Source organism: Arthrobacter sp. ISL-30 (assembly GCF_018613855.1).
Taxonomy (GTDB): domain Bacteria; phylum Actinomycetota; class Actinomycetes; order Actinomycetales; family Micrococcaceae; genus Arthrobacter.
The window spans coordinates 151972-176307 of the sequence record NZ_JAGGPK010000012.1; the positions used below are offsets into that span (position 1 = coordinate 151972).

Consider the following 24336-nt stretch of genomic DNA (forward strand, 5'->3'; position numbering starts at 1 on the left):
TGGGCGCCTGATCAGCACTCGATGACGTTCACCGCGAGGCCACCGCGGGAGGTCTCCTTGTACTTGATCTTCATGTCCGCGCCCGTTTCCCTCATCGTCTTGATTGCCTTGTCGAGGGACACCTTGTGGGTGCCGTCGCCTCGCATGGCCATGCGAGCGGCATTGATGGCTTTGTTGCTGGCGATGGCGTTGCGTTCGATGCAGGGGATCTGCACCAGGCCGCCAACGGGGTCGCAGGTCAGCCCGAGGTTGTGTTCGATGCCGACTTCCGCTGCATTTTCAACCTGTTCGGGGCTCCCGCCAAGGACTTCGCAAAGACCGGCGGCCGCCATGGAGCAGGCGGATCCGACTTCGCCCTGGCATCCCACTTCTGCGCCGGAGATGGAGGCGTTCTCCTTGAAAAGGATGCCCACAGCAGCGGCTGCCAGGAGGAAACGGACCACGCCGTCGTCGTTGGCTCCGGGGATGAATTTCTCGTAGTAGTGCAGCACTGCCGGAACAATGCCGGCTGCGCCGTTGGTGGGCGCAGTCACGATGCGGCCACCGGAGGCGTTCTCCTCATTGACGGCGAGGGCGAACAGGTTCACCCAGTCCATGGCCCGCATCGGGTCCGTTTCGTCTGTGCTTGCAGCCAGTTCGGCATGCAACTTGGGCGCGCGTCGCGGGACACGGAGACCACCTGGCAGGACTGGTTCCGTCCGTTCGCAGCCGTTGCGCACGCATTCCTTCATGACGGACCAAATGTGCAGCAGTTCGCTGCGCAATTCCTCCTCGGTCCGCCAAGAGAGCTCGTTCGCGAGCATGATGTCGCTGATTCGCATGCCCTCCCGACGGCAGTGTTCCAACAGTTGGCCACCCGTGGTGAAGGGGTACGGCAGCGGCGTCATGTCCTGCACGATACGGTCAGTACCGGCAGCCTGCTCGTTGACGACGAATCCCCCGCCCACTGAGTAGTACGTCGACTCCTTGAGAATCGACTCATCAGCGTAATAGGCCGTGAACGTCATCCCGTTCGGGTGTGCGGGAACGGATTTGCGGCGGTGCAGGATGACGTCGTCGTCCTTGCTGAAGCCGATAGGCCGCGACCCTGCCAAATTCAGTTTGCCGTCCCGTGCAGCATCAGCCACCATCTCATCAGCATGGTCGGTATCCACGGTTTCCGGACTTTCACCCTGGAGGCCGAGGATGACGGCCTTGTCGGAGCCATGCCCGTGACCGGTTGCTCCCAACGAGCCGAACAACTGGGACTGGACTCGAGCCACGCTGTCGAGCAGCCCCTCGGCCGCCAAGCCGTCGGTGAACAGCTTGGCGGCACGCATGGGTCCGACTGTGTGCGAGGACGACGGACCGATCCCAATCGAGAACAGGTCGAGCGTACTCAGCGCCATTAGTTCGTCTCCGGGGCTTTGAATTCAGCCATGGCATCAATGAGCCACCTGCCGAGGTAGTCGGCAAATGACGCCCTCGGGTAGATGCGGTAGTTTTCGGCCCCGGTCTTCCAAAGAACGACAGGAACGTGGCCGATGTTGGTGTTTACAGCCGTTCCCTCCTTGAAGATTCGCGGATGCAGGTCGAGGGGACACCCTTTCTCGAGTACCGCCCGCGACGATGGGCCGTTAAGTTCAAATGTGGTTCGATTCGCGGACAGGTCGATCACGGAACCGGGATGGCCGTACAGTGCTTCCTGCAGTGCCTTGGTAAGGTCGGCAGATTCCTCGGCGGAGATAACCAGGAACTCGTCCGGCGCGAGCCATATGACGGATCGGCCGGAACCTGCCGTCACGATGCCGTGCCGGTCGGGCAGGAGCGTACCCAGGGCTTCCTCCAGGCGGTGTGCCCCGTCACTGTCCTGTGCTACCCGCAGACCCACCATGGTCTGAAAAGGAACTTCGCGCAGCTGCACGCCGCGGGCGCCCTGGGTGCAGGCTTCTTCAAAGACTCCGGCCAGGTGGGCCGCCGGGCTGCTTCGCAGCGCGCTGATGTCTTGTGTTGCGGTGGTTTCCACTAGTGTCAGCTCAGCCATCTCGGCGCTTCCCTTCAGGATCGAACAGTACTGTTTCGGCGACCACGACATCGATGAGCTGATCCCCCACAGGAGCCACCAAGGTCTCGCCGATGCGGTTGCGGCCGTTCTTGATCAGGGCCAGGGCAAACGACCGTCCCAGGGCCTCGCTGTGATAGCTGGAAGTGACGTGTCCCTGCATGGGTATCGGCGCATAGTCAAGACTGAAGTCGATACCCTTTTCGACCAGCTGCGTTCCTTCCGGAAGCCGGAAGGACTTGTCCACTGGCAGGAGACTAACCAAGTGTTTTCGGTCCGTGCGCTGGGTGTCTTCGCGGGAGAATGAGCGTTTGCCCACGAAGTCCTTGGCTTTGGAGACGATCCATTCCATCCCGGCATCCTGCGGGGTGACGGTGCCGTCGGTGTCCTGACCGACGATCGGGTAGCCCTTCTCGGCACGGAGCACGTGCATGGTCTCCGTGCCGAAGGGGGTGATGTTGAATTCAGCGCCGGCGGCAGCCACGTCTTCCCAGACCTGCTGCCCGTACCATCCTGAAACGTTGATTTCGAACGCTAGTTCGCCGGAAAAGGAGATGCGGCAGACACGGGCGGGGATCCCGGATGCCAGGGTCGTTTCGCGAAACGTCATGAACGGGAAGGCTTCGTTGGAGACGTCCAGTTGGGGGGCCAGCTTGGCGACGACGTCCCGGGACTTGGGTCCAACGATGGCGATGGTGCTCCACTGTTCGGTAACCGACGTGCAGTTGACGTCGAGTTCCGGCCACTCGGTCTGCAGCCACTCCTCCAGCCAGTCCAGTACGCGGGCTGCGCCTCCTGTGGTGGTGGTCATGAAGAAGCGGTTGTCATCGATGCGCAGGGTCACACCGTCGTCGAAAATCATGCCGTCCGGCTTGCACATAACGCCGTACCGGGCAGAACCGGGGGCGAGCTTCTTGAACGCATTCGTGTAGATGCGGTTAAGGAATTCGCCGGCGTCGGTGCCCCAGATCTCGATTTTGCCCAGAGTTGTGGCATCCATGAAGCCGACGGACGTGCGCACTGCGGCGCATTCCCGTGCGACCGCTGCGTCGATGTCCTCCCCCGGCTGGGGGTAGTACCAGGGGCGGAGCCACTGGCCCACGATTTCGAACTCTGCTCCATGTTTGACGTGCCAGGGGTGGATCGACGTCAGCCGGGCGGGATCGAAGAGCTCGCCCCGTTCGCGTCCTGCCAGGGCGGCGAATGCGACCGGTGCATAGGGAGCACGGTAGGTGGTGGTGCCAAATTCCCCGGGAGTCGCACCGCCGTTGAGCGCTGCTGCGATCACGCCGATCGCGTTGACGCCGGAGGTCTTGCCTTGGTCATTGGCCGTGCTAATGGAGGTGTAGCGCTTGATGTGTTCGACGGAACGCATCCCGGCCCCAGTTGCCCGAAGAACGTCTGCCACCGTCTGGTCGCGCTGAAGATCCACGAAATGTTCGTGCAGGTCCGACAGCTCTGCATCTTCCTGCTGAACAAGCCATAGCGGCCTGGTGGCACCCTGAGCTGCGGGCGGGTAGGAGGGCACGGCCAGGGCGTGAGTGCCTTGTTCGTTCACGAACCCGGAGTTGAACGCCGCCACGGAGCCTGCGTGGGAACCCTCGGCCGTGCAGTCGTCGGTGGAGAAGCTGCCTCGAGCCGAGCCAACTATTTGCTGGCCATCGACGGAGTCGGCCGGAACGAAGGCAACCAGATTGTCATCCCAGCGAACGCGTCCCTGCCGCTGGCTGTGCAGGTGGGTCACCGGGCTCCAGCCACCGGAAACAGCGACCAGATCACAGGCGAGTTCGACGGCGGGACCGTGCGTTGCGCCGTCGTCGCTCAGCGAGCTGACCACGGCGCCGGTGACGCGCGGCGAACCGGTGGTGTCCGCAACGGCAGAGCCAAGCAGGACCCGGATGCCCTGGCTCTCCGCAGCCTGGGCGGCGGCGGACGATTCGGTACGGGCATCGGCGATTGCGGCGATGCTGATGTTCGCGGCGATCAGGTCGGGAATGAGGGCATAGGCGCTGTCATTGTTGGTGCCGATGACCACTCGGGAACCGGGCGCGACGGCGTAGCGGTTGATGTAGGTCCGCACGGCCGAGGCGAGCATCACACCCGGGCGGTCGTTGTTGCGGAAGACGATCGGGCGTTCATGCGCGCCGGTGGCGACGATGACCTGCTGGGCACGGATGTGCCACAGCCGCTGACGAGAGACCGCCTTCATCTCCGGAACTGCCGCAGCCTCTCCAAGATGATCCGTCCGGCTTTGCAGCGCGACGATGTAGTTGCTGTCGTAGTTTCCGAAGGCATTGGTGCGCGTGAGGACCGTGACCTCCTCGGAGGCCTCGAGTTCTGCCCGGATGGAGTCGACCCATTCGATGGCCGGCTTGCCCTCGATGGTTGTCCGAGGTGCGGACAGCAGCGTACCGCCCAATTCCGGCTGGTCATCGATGAGGATCACCCGGGCGCCAGTGACTGCGGTACGGGCGGCAGATAGGCCAGCGGGGCCCGCCCCGATGACCAGGACGTCCGTGTGGACGTATTTCTTGTCATAGACCGCGTTGTCCTCGTCGGGATCCAGCTGACCCAGGCCGGAGAGGTAGGTGGCGGCCAAGCCGTCGGTAAGCTCCACCGTGGTGGCCGGCAGCATGGACTCGTTCACTCCACCTTGGCCGTGATGGTGGACCTTCACCAGCGCATTGGGTTCCTCGATGCCGGCGGCCAGGATCCCGCGCGGACGCTTCAGGTACAGCGACGGGGCGGTTTCGATGACGCCGTTGGCGAGGAGAGCCGAGGCAAGGGTGTCCCCGGTATGTCCCGTGTACTCTCGGCCGTCAACAGTAAAGGCCAACTCCTTGGAACGGTCGATACGGCCGCCTTCGGCGATACGGCGGGGCTGAGACGTCATTTGGTCCCTCCAACGATTGGGTCGTTTGAATCGGGTTGGGCCGGTGCGTTATCCGGGCGAGGCGAACCCGCGGGATAGACCGCCGAGAAACGGTAGGTGACGGTGTCACGGATGGCGTTGAACCATTTGCGGCATCCGCCGGAGTGGGACCAGCGCTCGGCGAACTGGCCTTTGGTGTTCTCCCGATAGAAAAGGTAGCGGGCCCATTCCTCATCGCTGAGTGCGTCCGGGTTCTCGGGATAGGCCACATGCGCCTGGCCGCCGTAGTGGAATTCGGTTTCGTCCCGTGGCCCGCAGTTGGGGCATTGGATCTGGATCATGCCGCGTCTTCTTTCAGTGCGCCACGGCTGCTGCGCCGTGCTCGTCGATAAGCGCTCCCGTGACGAAACGCTCAAGGGAGAAGGGTTGGTTCAGGGCGTGTGGCTCGTCGTTGGCGATGGTGTGGGCAAAGGACCATCCGGCACCGGGGGTTCCCTTGAATCCCCCTGTTCCCCAGCCGCAGTTGACGTACATGTTCTCTACCGGCGACTTGCCCACGATCGGCGAAGCGTCCATGGTGGTGTCCACAATGCCGCCCCAAGTACGCAGCAGGTGCGCCCTGGCGAAGATGGGGAACAGTTCCACAGCCGCGGCCATCTGGTGCTCGATCACGTGGAAGGAGCCGCGCTGGCCGTAGCCGTTATAGGAGTCGATGCCCGCGCCCATGACCAGTTCACCCTTGTGGGCCTGGGAGACGTAGACATGGACGTGGTTGGACATGACCACCGTGGGGTGGACCATTTCATGCAGTTCCGACACTAATGCCTGCAGAGGATGTGACTGGATGGGCAGGTCGAAACCAGCCAGTTTGGCCAGCACACTCGAATGCCCCGCAGCGCAGAGCGCGACTTTGCCTGCATTAATCGTGCCGCGGTTCGTCCGGACTCCGGTTACACGGTTGCCGTCCTTGATGAATCCGGTGACCTCGCAGTTCTGGATGATGTCCACGCCCAGCTCGTCCGCCTTGCGGGCGAAAGCCCAGGCAACGTGGTCGTGCTTGGCGATACCTGCCCTCGGCTGGAAAGTTCCGCCCAGAACGGGATAGCGAATCTTGTCGCTGATGTTGATGATCGGGCAGACTTCCTTGACCTGATCAATGTCCAGCCACTCGGCGTCGACACCGTTGAGCTTGTTGGCATTGACGCGCCTGACCGAATCCGGACGTCCTGCAGCGTGTGGTCGAGGTTCAGGACACCGCGCTGGCTGAAGAGGAAGTCATATTCAAGTTCCTCCGGGAGCTGCTCCCAGAGCTTCAGCGAATGTTCGTAGATGGCGGCACTCTCATCCCAGAGATAGTTGGAGCGGATGATCGTCGTGTTGCGAGCCATGTTGCCACCGGCGAGCCACCCCTTTTCCAGGATGGCGATGTTGGTCATGCCGTGGTTTTTGGCCAGATAGTATGCTGTGGCGAGTCCGTGACCACCACCGCCGATGATGACGGCGTCATAGGAGGGCTTGGGATCAGGATTGCGCCACAGAAAATCCGGGTGCTCCGGCAGGGGTCCGTTGTTCATCACTGTGCTCCGTTCTCACCGGAAAGGTTCGGGTAAAGCGGGAACTTGTCGGCAAGGTTTTCCACTCGCTGCCGCAGGGCGGACGCCGTCTCATCAGTGAACTCGCGCTTCAGTGCAGCGGCGATAATGTCCGCGACCTCGACGAATTCGGCGGCACCGAAGCCGCGGGTAGCCAAGGCCGGGGTGCCGATGCGCAGGCCGGAGGAGACCATGGGCGGGCGCGGGTCGAAAGGTACGGCGTTGCGGTTGACCGTGATGCCGATGCGGTGCAGGCGATCCTCTCCCTGCTGTCCGTCCAGCTCGGAGTTCCGAAGGTCCACGAGGACCAGGTGGACATCCGTGCCGCCGTTAACAACCGTGACACCGGATTCAGCGACATCCTCAGCCAGCAGGCGTTCGGCGATGATGCGCGCGCCTTCGAGGGTACGTTCCTGCCGTTCACGGAAGGCAGGTTCGTTTGCCATCTTGAAGGCAACTGCCTTGGCTGCAATGACATGCTCCAGCGGGCCTCCCTGCTGCCCGGGAAAGACTGCGCTGTTGATCTTCTTGGCGATGTCGGCGTCGTTGGTGAAGATGACTCCACCGCGAGGACCACCGAGGGTCTTGTGCGTGGTGGTCGTCACCACATGGGCATGCGGCACAGGGTTTGGGTGCAGTCCTGCCGCGACGAGTCCTGCGAAGTGGGCCATGTCCACCATGAGGTAGGCGCCCACGAGGTCTGCGATGCGGCGGAACTCTGCGAAGTCCAGCTGGCGGGAGTACGCCGACCAGCCAGCGACGATGAGCCGCGGCTTGTGCTCCAGGGCCAGGGCTTCGACTTCGGCCATGTCCACCCGGAAGTCGGACTCCCTCACGTGCTACGGAACCACCTTGTAGAGCTTGCCGGAGAAGTTCAGGCGCATCCCGTGCGTGAGGTGGCCGCCGTGCGCGAGGTTCAGGCCCAGGATGGTGTCGCCGGGGTTCAGGAGGGCGAACATGGCCGCAGCGTTGGCCTGCGCACCTGAGTGCGGCTGGACGTTGGCGAACTCCGAACCGAACAGGGCTTTGACCCGGTCGATGGCCAGCTGTTCAACGACGTCCACGTGCTCGCAGCCGCCATAATAGCGCTTGCCCGGGTAGCCCTCTGCGTACTTGTTAGTCAGGACCGAGCCCTGTGCCTGCATGACGGATGTCGGGGCGAAGTTTTCGGATGCGATCATCTCGAGGGTGCTCTGCTGGCGAAGCAGCTCGCTTTCTACAGCGGCAAAGATCTCGGGATCGGCTTCTGCGAGCGAACGGGTAAGAACATCGGCCATGAATTACTCCTTACAGTTGCCTAATATCCGATTGATATATTAGTTCTGATTGCCAAGTATGCTACGGCTTGGAAGGGGTGTCAACAGCCTGATTCGAAAGGAAATCGAATGCTACGTACAACTGGTTGCGCCTGGGTTAGCAGTCGCACGGCTGCAGCCGGAGAACGTCACTCGGCGCGGCCTTCCAGCCGGCATGTGGGGACAGATCCTACTAATCCGGAGCCCATTAAGCGGCGAACAGGGCCTTTCGTACGGCCTTCTCGAAGCCATCAACGTGGACGCGCGCCAGCTCCGCAGCCTTTGCCTCATCCCCATCAATAACCGCCGCGAGGAGATCGAGGTGTTCGTGCACATGCCGCGAAAGGTTGGGCAGGCGATCAAGGACCATGCACCAGATGCGCGTAGCAAGGTTGTCGTAGCGAATCAGCACATCTTCAAGGTGTGGATTGCCTGAGGCGGCGTAGATCCCTTGGTGGACCCGAGCATCCAGCCGCAGAGTCTCAACTACCGAGGCGCTGTCGAGGTCGAAAGACTCCACCTCTTTCATCACCTGGCGGAGCTGGCTTCTGGCCGCCGGAGTGGCCTCCCTGGCTGCCCGCGATGCGGCGAGCGGCTCCAGTTGCATCCGAATCTCAGATATGAAGGCAAGGTCAGTCACTTCGACGCGCGATGCAAAGGTTCCCCGCCTGGGGTAAGTGACAACGAGATGGTCAAGTTCGAGCCGCTTCAGCGCCTCCCTGACAGGCGTGCGTCCGACACCAAGGTCCTTTGCGAGTGAATCGTCGTTCAGTAGGTCCCCGGGTCTGATGTCAAGCATCAGGAGCTTGTCGCGAATTCGCTCGTAGGCCAGCTCCGCCAAGGATTTCGACCCAGCAGTCTCTGTTGCCGGCAATGTTTCGAACGCCATGGCACCGCCCTTCCTATCTTGAAAACAGACTATTGACCTTTCCGGTTTAGCCAGTATACGCTAAACGCCAGCACTGATATATCAGTTTAGACACTAAAAATATATCTTCAGGAGGAGACATGACATTGGTGGACACCACGCCAACCACGAGCACCATCCCTCAGGGCGACACCTCTGAAGAGTCCCAGTCCAGCAAGTTTGTGCTCACACTGTCGTGTACCGAACGCGCGGGCATCGTCCAAGCCGTCACCACTTTCCTGTTTGAACGCGGATTCAACATCGACGAACACCAGCAGTTCGACGACGGCCTCCGCCAGACACTGCATCTTCGTACCGCTTTCTCGGGTCCGTGGGACTATGCCCCGGAGCGGCTCGAAGAAGAGTTCCGTCCAGTGGCTGATCGCTTTGAAATGAAGTTCGACTTTTTCGATGAGACACAACAGCGAGTCTTGGTCATGGTCTCCAAATTCGGGCACTGCCTCAATGACCTGATCTTCCGCTGGCGGGGAGGAAGCCTTGGCGGGAATCTCGTTCTCGTAGTCTCCAACCACGAGACCCACCGGGCCATGGCCGAGGCAGCCGGGCTTCCCTTTGTGTACATTCCCGTCACCCCGGAGACGAAAGCAGACGCCGAGCAGCGTCTACTTGAACTGGTAGACGAATACAACATTGATCTGGTTGTGCTGGCCCGGTACATGCAGGTCCTCTCCAACGATCTTTGCCGTGCCCTCGAAGGCAGGGCTATCAATATCCACCACTCATTCCTCCCGGGCTTCAAAGGCGCGCGCCCCTACCACCAGGCCTACGACCGTGGCGTCAAGCTGGTGGGTGCCACAGCCCACTACGTCACAGCCGACCTCGACGAGGGACCCATCATCGAGCAGGAAGTCATCCGTGTGGACCACAGCTACGGGCCGACTGCCCTTTCCACCGTCGGTCAGGATGCTGAAGCCCTGGCATTGTCCCGGGCTGTCCGGTGGCACTGCGAGCACCGAGTGCTGCTCGACCAGGCCAGCACAGTTGTCTTCCGCTAAAACCGCGCGCCAGCACGAGTAGCAGTACCCACACACGAACAGCAGGAGAACCACATGGCATCGACGCCACGCATCGTCATCATCGGAGCCGGGATCGTCGGAACGAATCTGGCCGATGAACTGGTATCCCTGGGTTGGAACAACATCACTGTCCTGGATCAAGGGCCGCTGAACATGCCGGGGGGATCTACTTCCCATGCCCCCGGCCTGGTTTTCCAGACCAACCCGTCAAAGACTATGGCGACTTTCGCCAAATACACGGTCGAAAAGCTCCTGTCCCTCAAGGAAGAGGGCGTCAGCTGCTTCAACCAGGTCGGCGGACTGGAAATCGCCACCACCGAAACCCGCCTCACCGATCTTAAGCGGAAGCTGGGCTACGCCTCGGCCTGGGGCATCGAAGGCACGATCCTCTCCCCCGCTGAGTGCAAGGAGCTCTATCCTCTTCTCAGCGAAGACAATGTCCTCGGTGGACTCCACGTTCCAAGCGACGGCCTTGCCAGCGCGGCACGTGCCGTGCAGCTGCTGATCAAGCGTACCGAGGCCGCTGGGGTGAAGTACTTTGGCAACACGACAGTTACGGGCATAGAGCAGTCCGGCCGGCGAGTGACCGGAGTACGAACGTCGGACGGAGTCATCCCTGCCGATATCGTCGTCTCCTGCGCTGGCTTCTGGGGCGCCAGGATCGGCGCCATGATCGGTATGGCAGTTCCCCTCCTTCCCCTAGCTCATCAGTACGTGAAGACCACGCCGGTCCCAGCTCAGAAGGGCCGTAACGAACTGCCCAATGGAGCCACCCTCCCGATCCTCCGCCACCAGGACCAGGACCTCTACTACCGCGAACATGGAGAACGGTATGGCATTGGTTCCTACGCTCACCGGCCCATGCCCGTCGACCTGGAGGAGCTTGGAACCTTCGCACCCGACAGCATCAGCGAACACAACATGCCATCCCGGCTGGACTTCACGGTGGAGGACTTCCTCCCGGCGTGGGAGGCCACAAAGCAGTTACTTCCGGCATTGATGGAAAGCGATATCGAAGACGGCTTCAACGGCATCTTCTCCTTCACCCCCGACGGCGGACCGCTGGTTGGCGAGTCCAAGGAGCTCGACGGCTTCTTTGTTGCCGAAGCCGTGTGGGTGACCCATTCCGCCGGCGTCGCCCGCGCCGTCGCCGAACTGCTCGTCACCGGAAAATCGGAAGTCGACTTGGGCGAATGCGACATCAACCGGTTCGAAGATGTGCAGCTGACCCCCGAGTACGTCAGCGAAACCTCGCAGCAGAACTTCGTGGAAATCTACGACGTTCTTCACCCGCTGCAGCCTAAGCTCTCGCCACGCAACCTTCGAGTGAGCCCCTTCCATGCCCGCCAGAAGGAACTTGGAGCATTTTTCCTGGAATCAGGGGGATGGGAGCGTCCATACTGGTTTGAAGCAAATGCAGAACTCCTGAAAGAAGTGCCCGCCGAGTGGCAGCCCCCGGGCCGTGACGCCTGGTCCCAGATGTTCAGCTCACCCATCACGGCAGTGGAAGCATGGAAGACTCGCACGGCAGTGGCGATGTATGACATGACGCCACTCAAGCGGCTCGAAGTCTCCGGCCCCGGAGCTCTAAAGCTGCTGCAGGAACTCACTACCGGGGACCTGGATAAGAAGCCCGGCGCGGTGACCTACACCCTCCTGCTGGATCACGCCGGCGGCGTACGAAGCGACATCACAGTGGCTCGCCTGAGCGAAGATACCTTTCAGCTCGGAGCCAATGGCAACATAGATACCGCCTACTTCACGCGGGCTGCCCGTCATCAGACTGCAAGCGGCTCCGCCAACGACTGGGTCCAGGTCCGGGACACGACCGGCGGCACCTGCTGCATCGGGCTATGGGGGCCGCTCGCCCGGGACTTGGTCAGCACAGTCAGCGACGACGACTTCTCAAATGAGGGCCTTCGCTACTTCCGGGCGAAGAACGTCGTCATCGGCGGCGTTCCCGTTATCGCGATGCGTCTTTCCTACGTCGGCGAGCTTGGCTGGGAACTCTACACAAGTGCGGACAATGGGCAGCGCCTCTGGGACGCACTATGGAAGGCAGGACAGCCGTTCGGCGTCATCGCAGCCGGCCGGGCGGCATTCAGTTCCCTGCGCCTTGAAAAGGGATACCGATCCTGGGGAACCGATATGACCACGGAACACGACCCCTTCGAAGCCGGCCTCGGATTCGCCGTGAAGATGTCCAAGGACAATTTCGTCGGCAAGGGTGCTCTGGAAGGCCGTACTGAGGAAGGTTCCGCCCGTCGGCTGCGCTGCCTGACCATCGACGACGGGCGGTCCGTCGTTCTAGGCAAGGAACCGGTCTATTACAAAGATCAGACCGTCGGCTACGTGACCAGCGCGGCGTACGGCTACACCATTGCCAAGCCGCTCGCCTACGCGTACCTGCCCGGCGCGGTATCAGTCGGGGATTCCGTCGAAATCGAGTACTTCGGACGACGCATCCGCGCCACGGTCACCGAGGAGCCCCTGTACGACCCCACAATGACCCGGCTCCGCGGCTAAACAGCCTGTCGGTGCCCTAAAGGGCGCGCAGCCTGGACTCTTCCCTCGCAACCGGAGTTCGGGCTGCGCGTATTACCCATCACCCGTCCAAGGTCCCTACCCAGCCCAGGAATGGACACATGATCAGTTCAGAAACACTCAACGACTATCTCGGCAGGCTTTCATCGCGCCAGCCCACCCCCGGCGGCGGGGCCGCAGCTGCCCTGCATGCCGCCCAGGGAGCGGCCCTTGTTGCCATGGTGGCAAGGTTCACCACTGGCGGAAAGTACGAGCAGCATACTGAAGTCATCTCAAGAATCGTCTCCGCAGCGGACAGGCTCAGAGAGGAGGCCCTGCGGCTGGCAGATGCCGACGAGCACGCGTTCAAGGACGTCATCTCTTCCTACAGGCTCCCCTCGGGAAATGACACCGAAAGCCGGGCGCGCGAACAATCCATTCAAGAGGCCTTGCTGCAGGCAGCCCAGCCGCCGGTTCAGCTGATTAAGCTTGCCGGCGAGATCGTGGAACTTGCCGCCGAACTCCTGAACGTCGCGAACCCAAACGTCATCAGCGACGTCGCGGCCGCTGCTGACGCTGCCCGCGCGGCTGCCAGCACAGCGAGGGTCAACATCGACATCAACGTCGTTGCAATCAAAGACATCGGAGCACGGACTTTACTGGCGCAACAGACCGACGGTCTGGAAGAGAAAGTCATCCTGGAGGCAGATGCACTCGCCGGGCGTGTGCGCGAAAGGATTCTGCGATGACCGCTGCGCTGCTCTCCGGCAAGCCCCTTGCCAAGCTGCTTCACCTTCAAGCAACGGCGCAAGCCAAAGCGCTTGCCGAAGGCGGCCTGCGCCCTGCACTTGCTGTTGTAGTCGCCACTGAGGATGGCTCAACCCATTGGTACGTCCGGTCTATTGAACGCGCTGCTGAAAACGCAGGCATTTCCTGCAGGATCGTTGACCTGGGTCACGACGCCAGCGAGCAAGTACTCATCGACGTGCTGAAAGACCTCAGCCGTGAGCCGTCCGTGAACGGAATCATCCTGCAGACGCCCCTGCCTTCCGGAGTGAGGGCTGATGAGCTGGTGAGGCACATCACCCCCGAAAAGGACATCGACGGTGCCAACCCCTTGAGCCTGGGACTTCTCGCCGTTGGGCAGCGCGCCTTCGCGCCGGCAACCGCACGTGCCGTCATCGAAATGCTGGAACACTTCGAAATCCCGACGGCTGGCAGGAATGTTGTCGTAGTGGGCCGCTCCACTGTTGTGGGTAAGCCCCTGTCACTGCTCCTACTGCAAAAAGACGCCACCACCACCGTTTGCCATTCGCGGTCGGGCCCACTGGAAAGGTACACAAAGTCGGCCGACATCGTCATTGTCGCCGCTGGCAGGAGAGGCCTCCTTACCGGAACTGACGTTTCCCCCCAGTCCGTCGTCATCGACGTCGGAACCAACGTGCTCCCCGACGGATCCCTAACTGGCGACGTTGACGAAGTAAGCGTCGGATCCGTTGCTGCAGCACTGACGCCCGTGCCGGGCGGCGTCGGATCCGTCACCACATCCCTGCTGCTTCTGCACACCACTGATGCTGCCCGGGAACAGTCTCACATGCTGGTATCCCTGCCAGCCAAGTGATGAGGGGAAAACATGACAGCCTGCACTAGCCGGGGTGATCTGAAGACCGCCACGAAAGTGGTGCCTGACTGGACCACCCTCTTCCCGGGAGATTTCGTCACTATCATAGACGACCACAACGTGCCCGATAGCGGCTGGGTGGATGACATGACCGACGACGGCAAGGTCATTTGGATCATTCTGGTCAGGGGCAGAGGCCGACGCATGTTTCTCCGCGAGGAGAATTGCACGATCACGGTCGAAGTTCCGCAATGGAATGCCTGAAGCAATGGCACCCGACGCAGCCACCGAGGCGACGGCATCCCATAAGAACATCACTCCTGCTCGGTGCGGCGGACCTCGCCGTCACCATCCGAAGTGTTGTCCTGGTCGAAGTGTTGTCCTGGTCGAACAACCGGGCCGGTTCAGAGCACGGCGCGGATCAGGTTCTCGAAGTCGGTAACGTGCTTCGTCGTAAGATGTGCGGCCGAATCGGCGTCGCCTTCGGCAATGAGTTCGAGGAGATCAATGTGCTGGGCAATGTGCTCTGAAACCGGAGGGAGTTTTTCAAGCACGAGGCTCCAAATCCGGGTTGCAAGGTTGTCGTAGCGAATGAGGACGTCCTCAAGGTGGCGGCTTCCGGTCGCCCGGTAGATGCTTCGATGGACCCTCATGTCCAGACGCATCAGATCACGCTGGGCTTGCCGCCCCTCCAGGAGCTGTTCCACTTCGCGAGCAAATTCCCTGAGTTCCTGCCGAGTCCTGGGGGATGCCATACGTGCCGCGCGGGCCGACGCTGCGGGTTCCAACAGCTGGCGGATCTCGGAGATCTCGGCGAGGTCGGTGATGTCGACACCCGCTGCAAATGTTCCTCGGCGGGGGTACGCCACCACTAGATGGTCGCTTTCGAGCCGCTTCATGGCTTCCCGGATTGGAGTCCGCCCCACACCAAGCCTGCGGGAGATCAAATCATCATTGAGTGGCTCGCCAGGCTTGATATCCAGCACGATCAGCTCGTCGCACAGAACGCGATAGGCGTAGTCGGCATAGGACTCATCGTCTTGCCTGGGCGGCAGGTCGTGCTGTCCTAAGTCGACCGTTAGCTTTCCGCTGCTTTCCACTATTAGGCTCCCTTCCCGCTTTGTGATGGAACCTTGACTCGCCGGCCCCTTGTACATACTATTCCTACAACTGATATATCAATACTTTTCAATAAGAATGTCAAGAATCTCTCGACAGCGATCCACCTTTCAGGGCTGACAGCCCCAACTTTCAAGGAGAGGCACATCATGAGCCCTAAGCCTGCTTCCGCGCTGCGCTTGGAAGTTGTCCCGTCCCGTGACTTAGCCGATCAGCTCCCGCGCATCTACGAGCCTCCGGGAGCGGTAAGCGTCACCTGTCTGCCCCACCACGGGCCGTCCAGGACCGTCACTGCATCGGTTGAGCTTGCAGGTCTGGGTTATCACGTTGTGCCTCATTTGGCTGCCCGTAGCATTGCCAGTCAGTCCGAACTCCATGGCCTCCTCGACCGGTTGGGTGAGGCGGGCATCACTGAGCTTTTCCTTGTTGGAGGAGACCGTCGCGCTCCTGCCGGCCCCTATTCCTGGAGCGGTCCGCTGATCAGGGATGTCAGGGACTTTTCGTCCAGTTTTTCCGTGGGGATTGCCGGATACCCGGAAGGGCATCCGGCGCTGACCTCACATCAGCTGCGTAGCGGACTGAAAGCCAAGTCCGCGCTGGCCGCCTCATTGACCACGCAGATGTGTTTCTCCGCAGACGCTATCGCCGACTACGTCGAGGCCCTGCATGAGGCCGGACATCAGCTGCCTGTGTGGATCGGAGTTCCCGGGCCCGTCAACACAAAGAAGTTGCTGTCCATGGGGGCGCGACTCGGTGTCGGACGATCGCTAAAGCTAGCCCGCGGGACGGGCATGGCCAGGGCTTTGCTTGGGTGGAAGAATTTCATGGACTTCGACAGCAAAGGGCTCATCCGTGATATTCGCAAGCGGCTTGCCCACGATCCCCTTATCGCCGGATTTCATGTCTACAGCTTCAATGACCTGGGGCGCCTGCCGGGCCTCCTTAAGGGAATATCGGAGTTTGAGTCAGCGCCTCCCCTCCCACCCAGAGAAGCCGGCCCCCTGTACCCGTCCAAGATCTGAAGGAAAAGAGCCAATGGCCTCAAAAGCCCCCCGTGACAACATCGACGAGACAAAGCTGGTTGTTACCAGACCCAAGTCCAAGGCTGTTGGCATCCCGGCGGTAACGAACGCGCTGAAGATATCCCTCGAGCAGATGGGACCTGTGCGCAGCATCCAGACTCTCCTGGCGGTCAATCAGATCGACGGATTCGACTGCATGGGCTGTGCATGGCCCGAACACGACAAGCGCCACGCCGCAGAATTTTGCGAGAACGGGGCCAAGGCTGTGGCGGAGGAGGCCACCAGGCGCCGCGTTACTCCCGGGTTTTTCGCAGCGCACTCCGTGGACGAGCTCAGGAAACGCGATGATTACTGGCTGGGGCAACAGGGGCGACTGACCCATCCGATGGTGCTGGACGAGGGTGCAACGCACTACCGACCGATCGATTGGGATGAAGCCTTTGATCTGATTGCGAGCGAGATCAGGGGCATGGAAGATCCTGATCAGGCGGTCTTTTATACTTCCGGCCGGACGTCCAACGAGGCGGCGTTTGTTTATCAGCTGCTCGTGCGCGGTCTGGGCACAAACAATCTTCCGGACTGTTCGAATATGTGCCATGAGTCATCCGGGTCCGCCCTGGTAGAGACGATTGGCATCGGCAAGGGTTCAGTCAGCCTTAAGGACCTGGAAACGGCCTCGCTGATCTTCGTTGCCGGCCAGAACCCGGGAACCAACCACCCACGCATGCTCAGCTCGCTGGAGAAGGCCAAGAAAAACGGAGCGGCAATTGTTTCCATCAACCCCCTGCCCGAGGCCGGACTCCTAAGGTTTGAAAATCCGCAGACCGTCTCAGGCATGGTGGTGGGCACTCAACTGACCGACGACTTCCTTCAAATCAGGGCAGGCGGCGATCAGGCCCTCTTTCAAGGGCTGGGCAAGTACCTGCTGGAGGCCGAGCGTGCAGGCAGGAACACTCCGGGGCTGGCTAGCGTGTTCGACAACGAGTTCATCAGCAACCACACGACCGGAATTGATTCCTATCTGCAGCAGCTGGAGGGCATCACCTGGGATGAAATCGTCGAGGCGTCCGGGCTGACCCTGCAGCAGATCAGGGACACCGGTGAGCGCCTTCTGGCCTCCAACGCAACGATCGTCTGTTGGGCGATGGGTCTGACCCAGCACAAGCACTCTGTGCCTACCCTTAAGGATGTCGTCAACATCCTCCTGCTGCAGGGCAACATTGGCAAGCCAGGAGCCGGCGTCTGCCCTGTCCGCGGACACTCCAATGTGCAGGGAGATCGGACCATGGGCATCTTTGAGCGGATGCCGGAGGAGTTCCACGACAGGCTGGATAGTGAGTTCCAGTTCCTCTCACCGCGAGCACACGGCTATGATACGGTCGCGGCAATTCGGGCGATGAGGGACGGCAAGATCCGCGTGTTCATAGGCATGGGCGGCAACTTCGTACGGGCGGCCCCGGACTCTGAAATCACTGAAAAGGCCTTGGCCAATACCCGGCTTACTGTCCAAATCTCGACAAAGCTGAATCACTCCCATCTGGCAACCGGACGGCGAGCACTGATCTTGCCCACCCTTGGACGTACCGAGAAGGACACACAATTTTCGGGCGATCAGAGGGTCACAGTGGAGGACTCGATGAGCGCAGTCCACGCCTCGCGGGGACGCCTCAAGCCCGCAAGCGAGTATCTGATGTCGGAGGTTGCGATCGTCTGCAACCTGGCTCACCGGCTGTTCATGGACGCCAACGGCCTTCCCTTGGCAAACACGCCGAAGGCTGCCTGGCTCTCGCTCAAGGACGACTATTCACTGATCAGGAAGCACATCGAAGCCGTAATTGACGGCTTTGAGAATTTCGAGGAGAAGATCCAGAGCCCCGGCGGCTTCATTCTCCCCCACCCGCCGCGCGACGCAAGGGAATTCGACACCCCTTCCGGCAAAGCGCATTTCACCGGGAACCATATGGAGTACCTCCGGGTACCACCGGGACGGCTAATCCTGCAGACCCTGCGGTCACACGACCAATACAACACCACCATCCAAGCGCGCGCGGAACGGGCCGTCCGGGAGTTCCTCCTGGCCATTGGTGAGGACCCGGAAAGGCCCGGCCTGGCCGACACTCCCGCTCGCGTCGCGCGTGCGGCAGCCGAGATGTATAGCGGACTGCACGAAGACCCCGTCAGCATTCTCGATAAGACTTTTGACCTCGGCCATGAAGAGCTCGTCATTGTCAAGGACATTCCCTTCTATTCAACATGCGAGCATCATCTCGTACCGTTCCACGGCGTAGCCCACGTCGGCTATATACCCTCCTCCGAGGGCCTCGTCACCGGCCTGAGCAAACTTGCCAGGCTGGTGGATGCGTTCGCCAGAAGACCGCAGGTCCAGGAACGGCTGACGACTCAAGTCGTCGACGCCCTGGTCTCGGCCCTGCGGCCCCTTGGCGCCATCGTCATCGTCGAGTGCGAGCACCTGTGCATGTCGATGCGCGGGGTCAGAAAGCCGGGGGCGAAAACCATCACCTCTGCAGTTCGAGGAGAGCTTCGTCTGCCTGCCGCCCGGGCCGAGGCTCTCAGCCTGATACTCGGTCACTAGACGTACGTAATCAGTCGTCACATCTCTTCTCTGATATATCTTTACGATATATTCGACATATCAGAAAACTGACCTCGTAGACAAGCGCTTCTCACAGCAACAAGCGAATGCTCTGATTGCTTCAAGCAGCACATGGCCGTAAGGAAATAGTCCTAGTCCTTAGCGCCCTGCATCCATCCAGGCCCTTCTTGGCTGCACGGGAAACCTCCAGAACAGCCCCGCCCACCAGCGGTCAGGCCCTTTGTCCCCTCATGTCAAGAACAAAACAACGCCAACAATCAGGAGAAACCATGTCAGACATCACTCAAGCCCAGGCAGATACCGTCCTCGAAGCTGCACGGAATGCCGCGGAGGAAACGGGTACGGCCATGAACATTGCAGTCGTAGACGCCGGGGGCAACCTCAAGGCCTTTACTCGCATGGATGGCGCCTGGCTCGGGAGCATCGATATCTCGATCAAGAAGGCACGGACAGCCCGATACTTCGACATGGCAACCGGATCCATCGGCGAGCTCTCACAGCCGGGTGGTCCTCTGTTCAACATCGAAGTCTCCAACGGCGGCCTGATTACCTTCCCCGGTGGCCTTCCGATTCATTCCTCTGCGGGAACGATTATCGGCGCTATCGGCGTCAGCGGAAGCACCGTCGAAAATGACCACTCGGTCGCATCCGCAGGCGCAGCAGCAGAACTCTAAGTGGTGCAGGGTCGGGAGGCCCATGATTTCCGGGGCCTCCCGACATTGACCTCATCTGATTCCGATCCGGGGCGACTCGTTTCCCGTGAATGGTGCTTCGATGGCCTGAATACCTGGGGAGGTACGTGTCGAAGCACCGCTTTCGGGCAACGAGCAACCCACCGTCGGCGCATTAGCCTCCAATCGGTGACCACGGGTACGTGGAATGACCCGCACAGCAATGATTGCCATCGACAGCACCGCATCCATGTGAAGACCCTTCTTCACGACGTGCCCAATACCCCAACCAACAAACACGAAGTGCCCTAGGAGTGACCATGTCAGGAAACAGAGCAGTTGCCTACAAGGAACCCGGCGTAGTTGAGGTGATTGACACCGACTACCCTACGTTCGAGCTCAAGGACGGACCGGGGGTCAATCCCGCGAACATCGGCCGCAAGGTGCCGCACGGGGTGATCCTGCGGACGGTGACCACGAACATCTGCGGCTCGGACCAGCACATGGTTCGAGGACGCACCACCGCCCCACGCGATCTGGTCCTGGGCCATGAGATTACCGGGGAGGTCGTGGAAACAGGCCCGGACGTTGAATTCATCAAGGTCGGCGACATCGTCTCGGTGCCGTTCAACATCTCCTGTGGCCGCTGCCGCAACTGCAAGGAACGCAAAACGGGAATCTGTCTGAACGTCAACCCCGACCGGCCCGGCAGTGCCTTCGGATACGTGGACATGGGAGGCTGGGTAGGCGGGCAGGCCGAGTATGTGCTGGTTCCCTATGCCGACTGGAACCTGTTGAGGTTCCCGGATCGGGATCAGGCGCTGGAGAAGATCATGGACCTGACCATGCTCTCGGACATTTTCCCCACCGGCTTTCACGGAGCCGTAACCGCCGGTGTCGGCGTCGGGTCAACCGTTTACATTGCAGGAGCAGGTCCCGTCGGCCTGGCTGCAGCCGTTGGTGCACAGCTCCTTGGCGCAGCGGTTGTCATCGTCGGTGACTTGAATGAGGGCCGCCTCGCTCAGGCCCGGTCCTTCGGCTGCGAAACGGTGAATGTCTCCAAGGGTGACCCCAAGGACCAGATTGAGCAAATCCTCGACGTTCCGGAAGTCGACTGCGGTGTCGACGCCGTCGGATTCGAGGCCCGCGGCCACGGCAGGGACGCGTCTCACGAAGCGCCGGCCACGGTGCTGAACTCCCTCATGGACATCACCGCCGCCGGCGGCGCCTTGGGTATCCCCGGCTTGTACGTCACGGGTGACCCGGGCGGAATCGACGACGCAGCCATGCACGGATCCCTGTCCCTGTCGCTGGGCACCGGATGGGCCAAGTCCTTGTCCTTCACCACCGGCCAGTGCCCTGTGATGAAGTACAACCGCCAGCTGATGATGGCGATTCTGCACGACAAGGTCCAGATTGCCAAGGCAGTGAACGCCAAGGCAATCTCGCTCGACGACGCTCCGCGTGGCTACGCAGAGTTCGATGCCGGAGCGGCAACCAAGTACGTGCTAAACCCGAACGGCTACGTTAAGGCCTAGCACGCGGTTCGCTGGAGACTGGGATCGCCCAGATCCATCGAGCCGAGCTGTCCTGGGGGCGGCAACGGGCGCTATTAACGGGCGCCCGTGGCTGCCGTCCCCAGAGGCATCATCACCGCTCAGCACAACTACTCCACCCGTTCAGACAAGGGGGCAGCCTTGCTCAGTCATGACGTAGTCGATCGCGTACCGCAACGGCATCGTCTCTCCGGCCTGTCCATCGCCCATACGTCTGCGCCCACTTGGGCCGAAGCCCGTCGGTTGGCATTCGATTGCGCTCTCCCGCTCCCGCCTGCGCACGTACCCATAAGGGAAGCCATCGGGCGGACACTGGCTGAGGACGTCATCGCCCGACAGGAGCTCCCGCACTACGCTTCCTCTGCCATGGACGGCTGGGCAGTAAACGGCACCGGCCCATGGGTTCTGGCTGAACGGGATCAGAGGCTTGCGCCCCACCATGCAAGCCCCATTGTCACCGGCGGATTGGTACCCCCGGGGACGGTGGCGATACTCTGCAAGGAAAACGGCCGGACCACCACAGATGTGGGAGGTTGGCCCCTACTGGTTCTCGGCGCCGGCGCAAAGCCCGGTGAACCGCGAAGCGGCCAGCATATCCGGAAGGCCGGCGAGGAAGCTGCAGCCGGGGACGTGCTGATCCCCGCTGGCACTGTGCTCAACCCCGCTCACATCGCCCTCGCCGCCGTGGCTGGCCTCGACGAACTGCAGGTCCTTGGCAAGCCACTGGTTACTGTCCTGCTTACCGGCTCAGAAGTATTAACTTCTGGCATGCCCGCGCCTGGACAGGTGAGGGACACCTTCGGGCCGCAGCTGGATCCCGTTATTGCAATGCTGGGAGGCACCCCGGGCGGACAATGCAGGATCGGTGACTCCTACCAGGACTGGCTTGCCGCCCTCAGCTATACGGGCAGGCACCAGGGGCAGCTGTCCGACGTCGTCATCACCACCGGCGGAACCGGCCGCTCCAGCACGGACCACTTCCGCAACGCTGTAGCCGCGCTCGGCGGTCGGCTGCTGCTAGACGGCATCGCGATGCGGCCTGGACATCCTGCCGTAATGGCCGAACTGCCGGACGGGCGCTTCGTCGTCGGACTGCCCGGAAACCCGCTGGCCGCCATGATGGCACTGATCACCATAGGAGCACCGCTAGTGGCAGCACTCGCCCACTTGCCCTTGCCCAACCTCAGTCAAGTGACCTCCGGAACCGTAATTGTTGCTGACCCCGGACGGACTCGCCTCATGCCGTTCCGCCTCTCCAACGGCCTGGCATTCCCTGCCCATCACACGGGGCCGGGAATGATGCGCGGCTTGGCTTGGGCTGACGGGGTCATGGCTGTGCCGCCGTCTGGAGCCCAATTGGGAGATCCGGTTCCCGCGCTCCCCCTCCCATGGACTCCGGCATCACAGGCTCTACCTTCGATGCCGGAGGATTAGATGGTTAGGCCCACTATGGATCTCGGCACCTGCCTACCTTTCGTTAAAGAGCGGGGAAGGCGTACGACATGGCGCGTATGATTCAGCGGCGCAAGGTCCACCGGTACACGTCCTGGACGGCTCGGACACAGCCAGGGAAGTCCCGGTGCGCCTCCGGGAGGACGTACTCGCGGCCGAGGAACCGTTGGAAATCCGGCTCGGTACCCTCTCTTTCGCCGTAACAATGCGCACCCCGGGGGACGACTTCGACCTGGTCGCGGGCTTCCTCGTCTCGGAAGGCATCAATCCGCGACCAGTCCGAGCTCGTCTCGCTGCGATTCTGCGCCGGCGAAGACGAGCAGGGGAGACAGACTTTCAACGTTGTCGAAGCACAACTGCGCTCGGACGTACCGGTGCCGGACACCGGCCGGCACGTCTACACCTCAAGCTCCTGTGGCATCTGCGGGACCGACTCAATCGAAGCCGTCCGCAAGACGCTCCACTTCGACATCAGCCAGGACCAACGGCGGGTACCCGCGGATGTTCTCGCGGACCTTCCACGCCGGCTCCGAGCTGCCCAGGCGGTATTTGACAGGACTGGAGGAGCCCATGCGGCCGGCCTGTTCAGGATCGACAACGGAATCCCCGCACTGCTATGTCTGCGAGAGGATGTGGGTCGCCACAACGCCGTGGACAAAGTGGTCGGATGGGCCCTGCGTGAAGGCCTTCTGCCGTTGAGCGGCACTATCCTGCAGGTCTCTGGACGGGCCTCGTTCGAGCTCGTACAAAAGGCCGCCCTCGCGGGGATCCCCATACTGGCCGCCGTCAGCGCGCCTTCAAGCCTAGCTGCCGACCTTGCGGCAGAAACCGGAGTGACCTTGGTCGGATTCAGCAGGGGCACCAGCTTCAACGCCTACTCCGGGCAGCAGAGATTGGCCTCGCCGCTGGAAGCCCCACGCCGGGCAACAGCAGGGCTGGCCATAGATGCTATGTGAACAATTGGAGGGAAACATGCCAACCACGACAGACTCTGGCGTGGCCTCCGCCGTAATCACGACGGCGGGAAAGCCGTGGACAGGCTCAGCTACACTGCCCATCCCGCCGCGCACCAGGTCATGGACGACGTCGTCGCCGAGCTTCAAGCCAAGTACGCCGAAGGAGCACAGCAACCGGTCCGCATCTGGGCCGCCCATCGGATCGGGATGCTTCGCATTGGCGATCCTGCCCTGGTTTGCGCCGTCTCAGCCGCCCACCGGGGTCAGGCTTTCGCTGTCTGCTCAGAGCTCGTCGACCTTATCAAAGCCCGGGTGCCCATCTGGAAGGAGCAGTTCTTCAGTGACGGCACCGTGGAATGGGTCGGCACAGGATTTGCGAGGACTGCCAGCGCAAACAACAGCAACCTTTCCGAACGTAAAGAAACCCAAGAAATAGGAGAAAGATGACTGCGAACATCTCGACCGCTGTATCGACGACACAGTCCGGTGCGCCCGTCACGTCCGACGCACATTCCAAGTCCGTCGGCGCCGATGGTGCCATCATCCTGACCGACCACTACCTGGTCGAAAAGCTCGCCCAGTTCAACCGCGAGCGGGTTCCGGAGCGTGTGGTGCACGCCAAGGGCGGCGGCGCGTTCGGTACCTTCAAGACCACCGAGGACATCTCCAAGTACACCAAGGCAGCGTTCCTGCAGCCGGGCGTGGAGACCGAGATGCTCATCCGCTTCTCCTCCGTTGCCGGCGAGAACGGCTCCCCGGACACCTGGCGGGACCCGCGCGGCTTCGCCGTGAAGTTCTACACCTCCGAGGGCAACTACGACCTCGTGGGCAACAACACCCCGGTGTTCTTCATCCGCGACGGCATCAAGTTCCCTGACTTCATCCACTCCCAGAAGCGCCTGCCGGGCACCCACCTGCGCGATGCGGACATGCAGTGGGACTTCTGGACCCTGTCCCCCGAATCGGCCCACCAGGTTACCTGGCTCATGGGTGACCGCGGCCTGCCCGCTTCCTGGCGCGAAATGCAGGGCTACGGCTCGCACACCTACCAGTGGATC

17 protein-coding genes and 4 pseudogenes are annotated in these 24336 nt (G+C 61.5%); 13 read left to right on the forward strand and 8 right to left on the reverse strand.

Features of this window, described 5'->3' with window-relative positions; all coding sequences use genetic code 11:
• Positions 1–11 precede the first annotated feature (11 nt).
• The 7 genes and pseudogenes from J7E82_RS05465 to J7E82_RS05495 form a co-directional block, all read right to left on the reverse strand.
• Positions 12–1388, reverse strand: a complete 1377-nt coding sequence (locus tag J7E82_RS05465; protein ID WP_214861254.1) for an L-serine ammonia-lyase — start codon at positions 1386–1388, stop codon at positions 12–14.
• Positions 1388–2023 carry a sarcosine oxidase subunit gamma gene (locus tag J7E82_RS05470; protein ID WP_214861256.1) on the reverse strand — a complete coding sequence of 212 codons (636 nt, stop codon included), beginning with the start codon at positions 2021–2023 and terminating at the stop codon, positions 1388–1390. Before J7E82_RS05470 ends, J7E82_RS05465 begins: the two co-directional genes overlap by 1 nt.
• The gene (locus tag J7E82_RS05475; protein ID WP_214861258.1) at positions 2016–4934 is read right to left on the reverse strand and encodes a sarcosine oxidase subunit alpha family protein; all 2919 of its coding nucleotides are present in this window, start codon (positions 4932–4934) and stop codon (positions 2016–2018) included. Before J7E82_RS05475 ends, J7E82_RS05470 begins: the two co-directional genes overlap by 8 nt.
• Complete coding sequence (locus J7E82_RS05480; RefSeq protein ID WP_214861260.1) at positions 4931–5254, reverse strand: sarcosine oxidase subunit delta; 324 nt, start codon at positions 5252–5254, stop codon at positions 4931–4933. The genes J7E82_RS05475 and J7E82_RS05480 overlap by 4 nt, the downstream gene beginning before the upstream one ends.
• A 13-nt stretch (positions 5255–5267) precedes the next feature.
• Positions 5268–6487 (reverse strand): annotated as a pseudogene (locus tag J7E82_RS05485) (sarcosine oxidase subunit beta family protein).
• Positions 6487–7782 (reverse strand): annotated as a pseudogene (gene glyA, locus J7E82_RS05490) (serine hydroxymethyltransferase). The pseudogenes J7E82_RS05485 and glyA overlap by 1 nt, the downstream one beginning before the upstream one ends.
• A gap of 226 nt (positions 7783–8008) precedes the next feature.
• Positions 8009–8689, reverse strand: coding sequence for a GntR family transcriptional regulator (locus J7E82_RS05495; RefSeq protein ID WP_214861262.1), 681 nt, complete (start codon positions 8687–8689; stop codon positions 8009–8011).
• A gap of 119 nt (positions 8690–8808) precedes the next feature.
• Here J7E82_RS05495 and purU point away from each other — a divergent pair, with 119 nt between their 5' ends.
• From purU to J7E82_RS05520, 5 genes are all read left to right on the forward strand, one after another.
• Positions 8809–9723, forward strand: coding sequence for a formyltetrahydrofolate deformylase (gene purU / locus J7E82_RS05500; RefSeq protein WP_214861264.1), 915 nt, complete (start codon positions 8809–8811; stop codon positions 9721–9723).
• A gap of 54 nt (positions 9724–9777) precedes the next feature.
• A complete protein-coding gene (locus J7E82_RS05505) occupies positions 9778–12270 on the forward strand; it encodes an FAD-dependent oxidoreductase (RefSeq protein ID WP_214861266.1) in 2493 nt (830 codons plus the stop codon).
• A gap of 119 nt (positions 12271–12389) precedes the next feature.
• Positions 12390–13016 carry a cyclodeaminase/cyclohydrolase family protein gene (locus J7E82_RS05510; protein ID WP_214861267.1) on the forward strand — a complete coding sequence of 209 codons (627 nt, stop codon included), beginning with the start codon at positions 12390–12392 and terminating at the stop codon, positions 13014–13016.
• A complete protein-coding gene (locus J7E82_RS05515; protein WP_214861269.1) occupies positions 13013–13888 on the forward strand; it encodes a bifunctional 5,10-methylenetetrahydrofolate dehydrogenase/5,10-methenyltetrahydrofolate cyclohydrolase in 876 nt (291 codons plus the stop codon). Before J7E82_RS05510 ends, J7E82_RS05515 begins: the two co-directional genes overlap by 4 nt.
• A 12-nt stretch (positions 13889–13900) precedes the next feature.
• Positions 13901–14152: a hypothetical protein gene (locus J7E82_RS05520; protein WP_214861271.1), complete on the forward strand. Its 252-nt coding sequence runs from the start codon at positions 13901–13903 to the stop codon at positions 14150–14152.
• 140 nt (positions 14153–14292) lie between these two features.
• Here the strand turns inward: J7E82_RS05520 and J7E82_RS05525 are convergent, their stop codons facing one another.
• Positions 14293–14943, reverse strand: a complete 651-nt coding sequence (locus J7E82_RS05525; protein WP_251041501.1) for a GntR family transcriptional regulator — start codon at positions 14941–14943, stop codon at positions 14293–14295.
• A 213-nt stretch (positions 14944–15156) separates the two neighbouring features.
• Here J7E82_RS05525 and J7E82_RS05530 point away from each other — a divergent pair, with 213 nt between their 5' ends.
• From J7E82_RS05530 to J7E82_RS05565, 8 genes and pseudogenes are all read left to right on the forward strand, one after another.
• Positions 15157–16029, forward strand: coding sequence for a methylenetetrahydrofolate reductase (locus tag J7E82_RS05530; RefSeq protein ID WP_214861275.1), 873 nt, complete (start codon positions 15157–15159; stop codon positions 16027–16029).
• A 13-nt stretch (positions 16030–16042) separates the two neighbouring features.
• Entirely contained in the window at positions 16043–18622 is a 2580-nt protein-coding gene (gene folE / locus J7E82_RS05535) for a GTP cyclohydrolase I FolE (RefSeq protein WP_214861277.1), read from the forward strand.
• A 290-nt stretch (positions 18623–18912) separates the two neighbouring features.
• A complete protein-coding gene (locus tag J7E82_RS05540; RefSeq protein ID WP_214861279.1) occupies positions 18913–19317 on the forward strand; it encodes a heme-binding protein in 405 nt (134 codons plus the stop codon).
• Between the two features lie 317 nt (positions 19318–19634).
• Entirely contained in the window at positions 19635–20852 is a 1218-nt protein-coding gene (gene fdhA / locus J7E82_RS05545) for a formaldehyde dehydrogenase, glutathione-independent (RefSeq protein ID WP_214861281.1), read from the forward strand.
• Between the two features lie 213 nt (positions 20853–21065).
• Entirely contained in the window at positions 21066–22304 is a 1239-nt protein-coding gene (locus J7E82_RS05550; protein WP_214861304.1) for a molybdopterin molybdotransferase MoeA, read from the forward strand.
• A gap of 68 nt (positions 22305–22372) precedes the next feature.
• Positions 22373–23278: pseudogene (fdhD, locus tag J7E82_RS05555) on the forward strand (formate dehydrogenase accessory sulfurtransferase FdhD).
• 42 nt (positions 23279–23320) lie between these two features.
• Positions 23321–23650, forward strand: a pseudogene (locus J7E82_RS05560) (molybdenum cofactor biosynthesis protein MoaE); the annotation flags it as partial.
• Positions 23651–23721: 71 nt separating this feature from the next.
• Positions 23722–24336, forward strand: a 615-nt coding sequence (locus J7E82_RS05565) for a catalase (protein ID WP_214861282.1), incomplete at its 3' end; no start/stop codon positions are given.

What these genes read in the sequence shown, in the direction of transcription:
- folE (WP_214861277.1), top strand. Translation starts at nt 16,043, where the DNA reads ATGGCCTCAAAAGCCCCCCGTGACAACATCGACGAGACAAAGCTGGTT.
- fdhA (WP_214861281.1), top strand. Translation starts at nt 19,635, where the DNA reads ATGTCAGGAAACAGAGCAGTTGCCTACAAGGAACCCGGCGTAGTTGAG.
- J7E82_RS05495 (WP_214861262.1), bottom strand. Translation starts at nt 8,689, where the DNA reads ATGGCGTTCGAAACATTGCCGGCAACAGAGACTGCTGGGTCGAAATCC.
- J7E82_RS05505 (WP_214861266.1), top strand. Translation starts at nt 9,778, where the DNA reads ATGGCATCGACGCCACGCATCGTCATCATCGGAGCCGGGATCGTCGGA.
- J7E82_RS05510 (WP_214861267.1), top strand. Translation starts at nt 12,390, where the DNA reads ATGATCAGTTCAGAAACACTCAACGACTATCTCGGCAGGCTTTCATCG.
- J7E82_RS05465 (WP_214861254.1), bottom strand. Translation starts at nt 1,388, where the DNA reads ATGGCGCTGAGTACGCTCGACCTGTTCTCGATTGGGATCGGTCCGTCG.
- J7E82_RS05515 (WP_214861269.1), top strand. Translation starts at nt 13,013, where the DNA reads ATGACCGCTGCGCTGCTCTCCGGCAAGCCCCTTGCCAAGCTGCTTCAC.
- J7E82_RS05520 (WP_214861271.1), top strand. Translation starts at nt 13,901, where the DNA reads ATGACAGCCTGCACTAGCCGGGGTGATCTGAAGACCGCCACGAAAGTG.
- J7E82_RS05530 (WP_214861275.1), top strand. Translation starts at nt 15,157, where the DNA reads ATGAGCCCTAAGCCTGCTTCCGCGCTGCGCTTGGAAGTTGTCCCGTCC.
- J7E82_RS05540 (WP_214861279.1), top strand. Translation starts at nt 18,913, where the DNA reads ATGTCAGACATCACTCAAGCCCAGGCAGATACCGTCCTCGAAGCTGCA.
- J7E82_RS05480 (WP_214861260.1), bottom strand. Translation starts at nt 5,254, where the DNA reads ATGATCCAGATCCAATGCCCCAACTGCGGGCCACGGGACGAAACCGAA.
- J7E82_RS05470 (WP_214861256.1), bottom strand. Translation starts at nt 2,023, where the DNA reads ATGGCTGAGCTGACACTAGTGGAAACCACCGCAACACAAGACATCAGC.
- purU (WP_214861264.1), top strand. Translation starts at nt 8,809, where the DNA reads ATGACATTGGTGGACACCACGCCAACCACGAGCACCATCCCTCAGGGC.
- J7E82_RS05475 (WP_214861258.1), bottom strand. Translation starts at nt 4,934, where the DNA reads ATGACGTCTCAGCCCCGCCGTATCGCCGAAGGCGGCCGTATCGACCGT.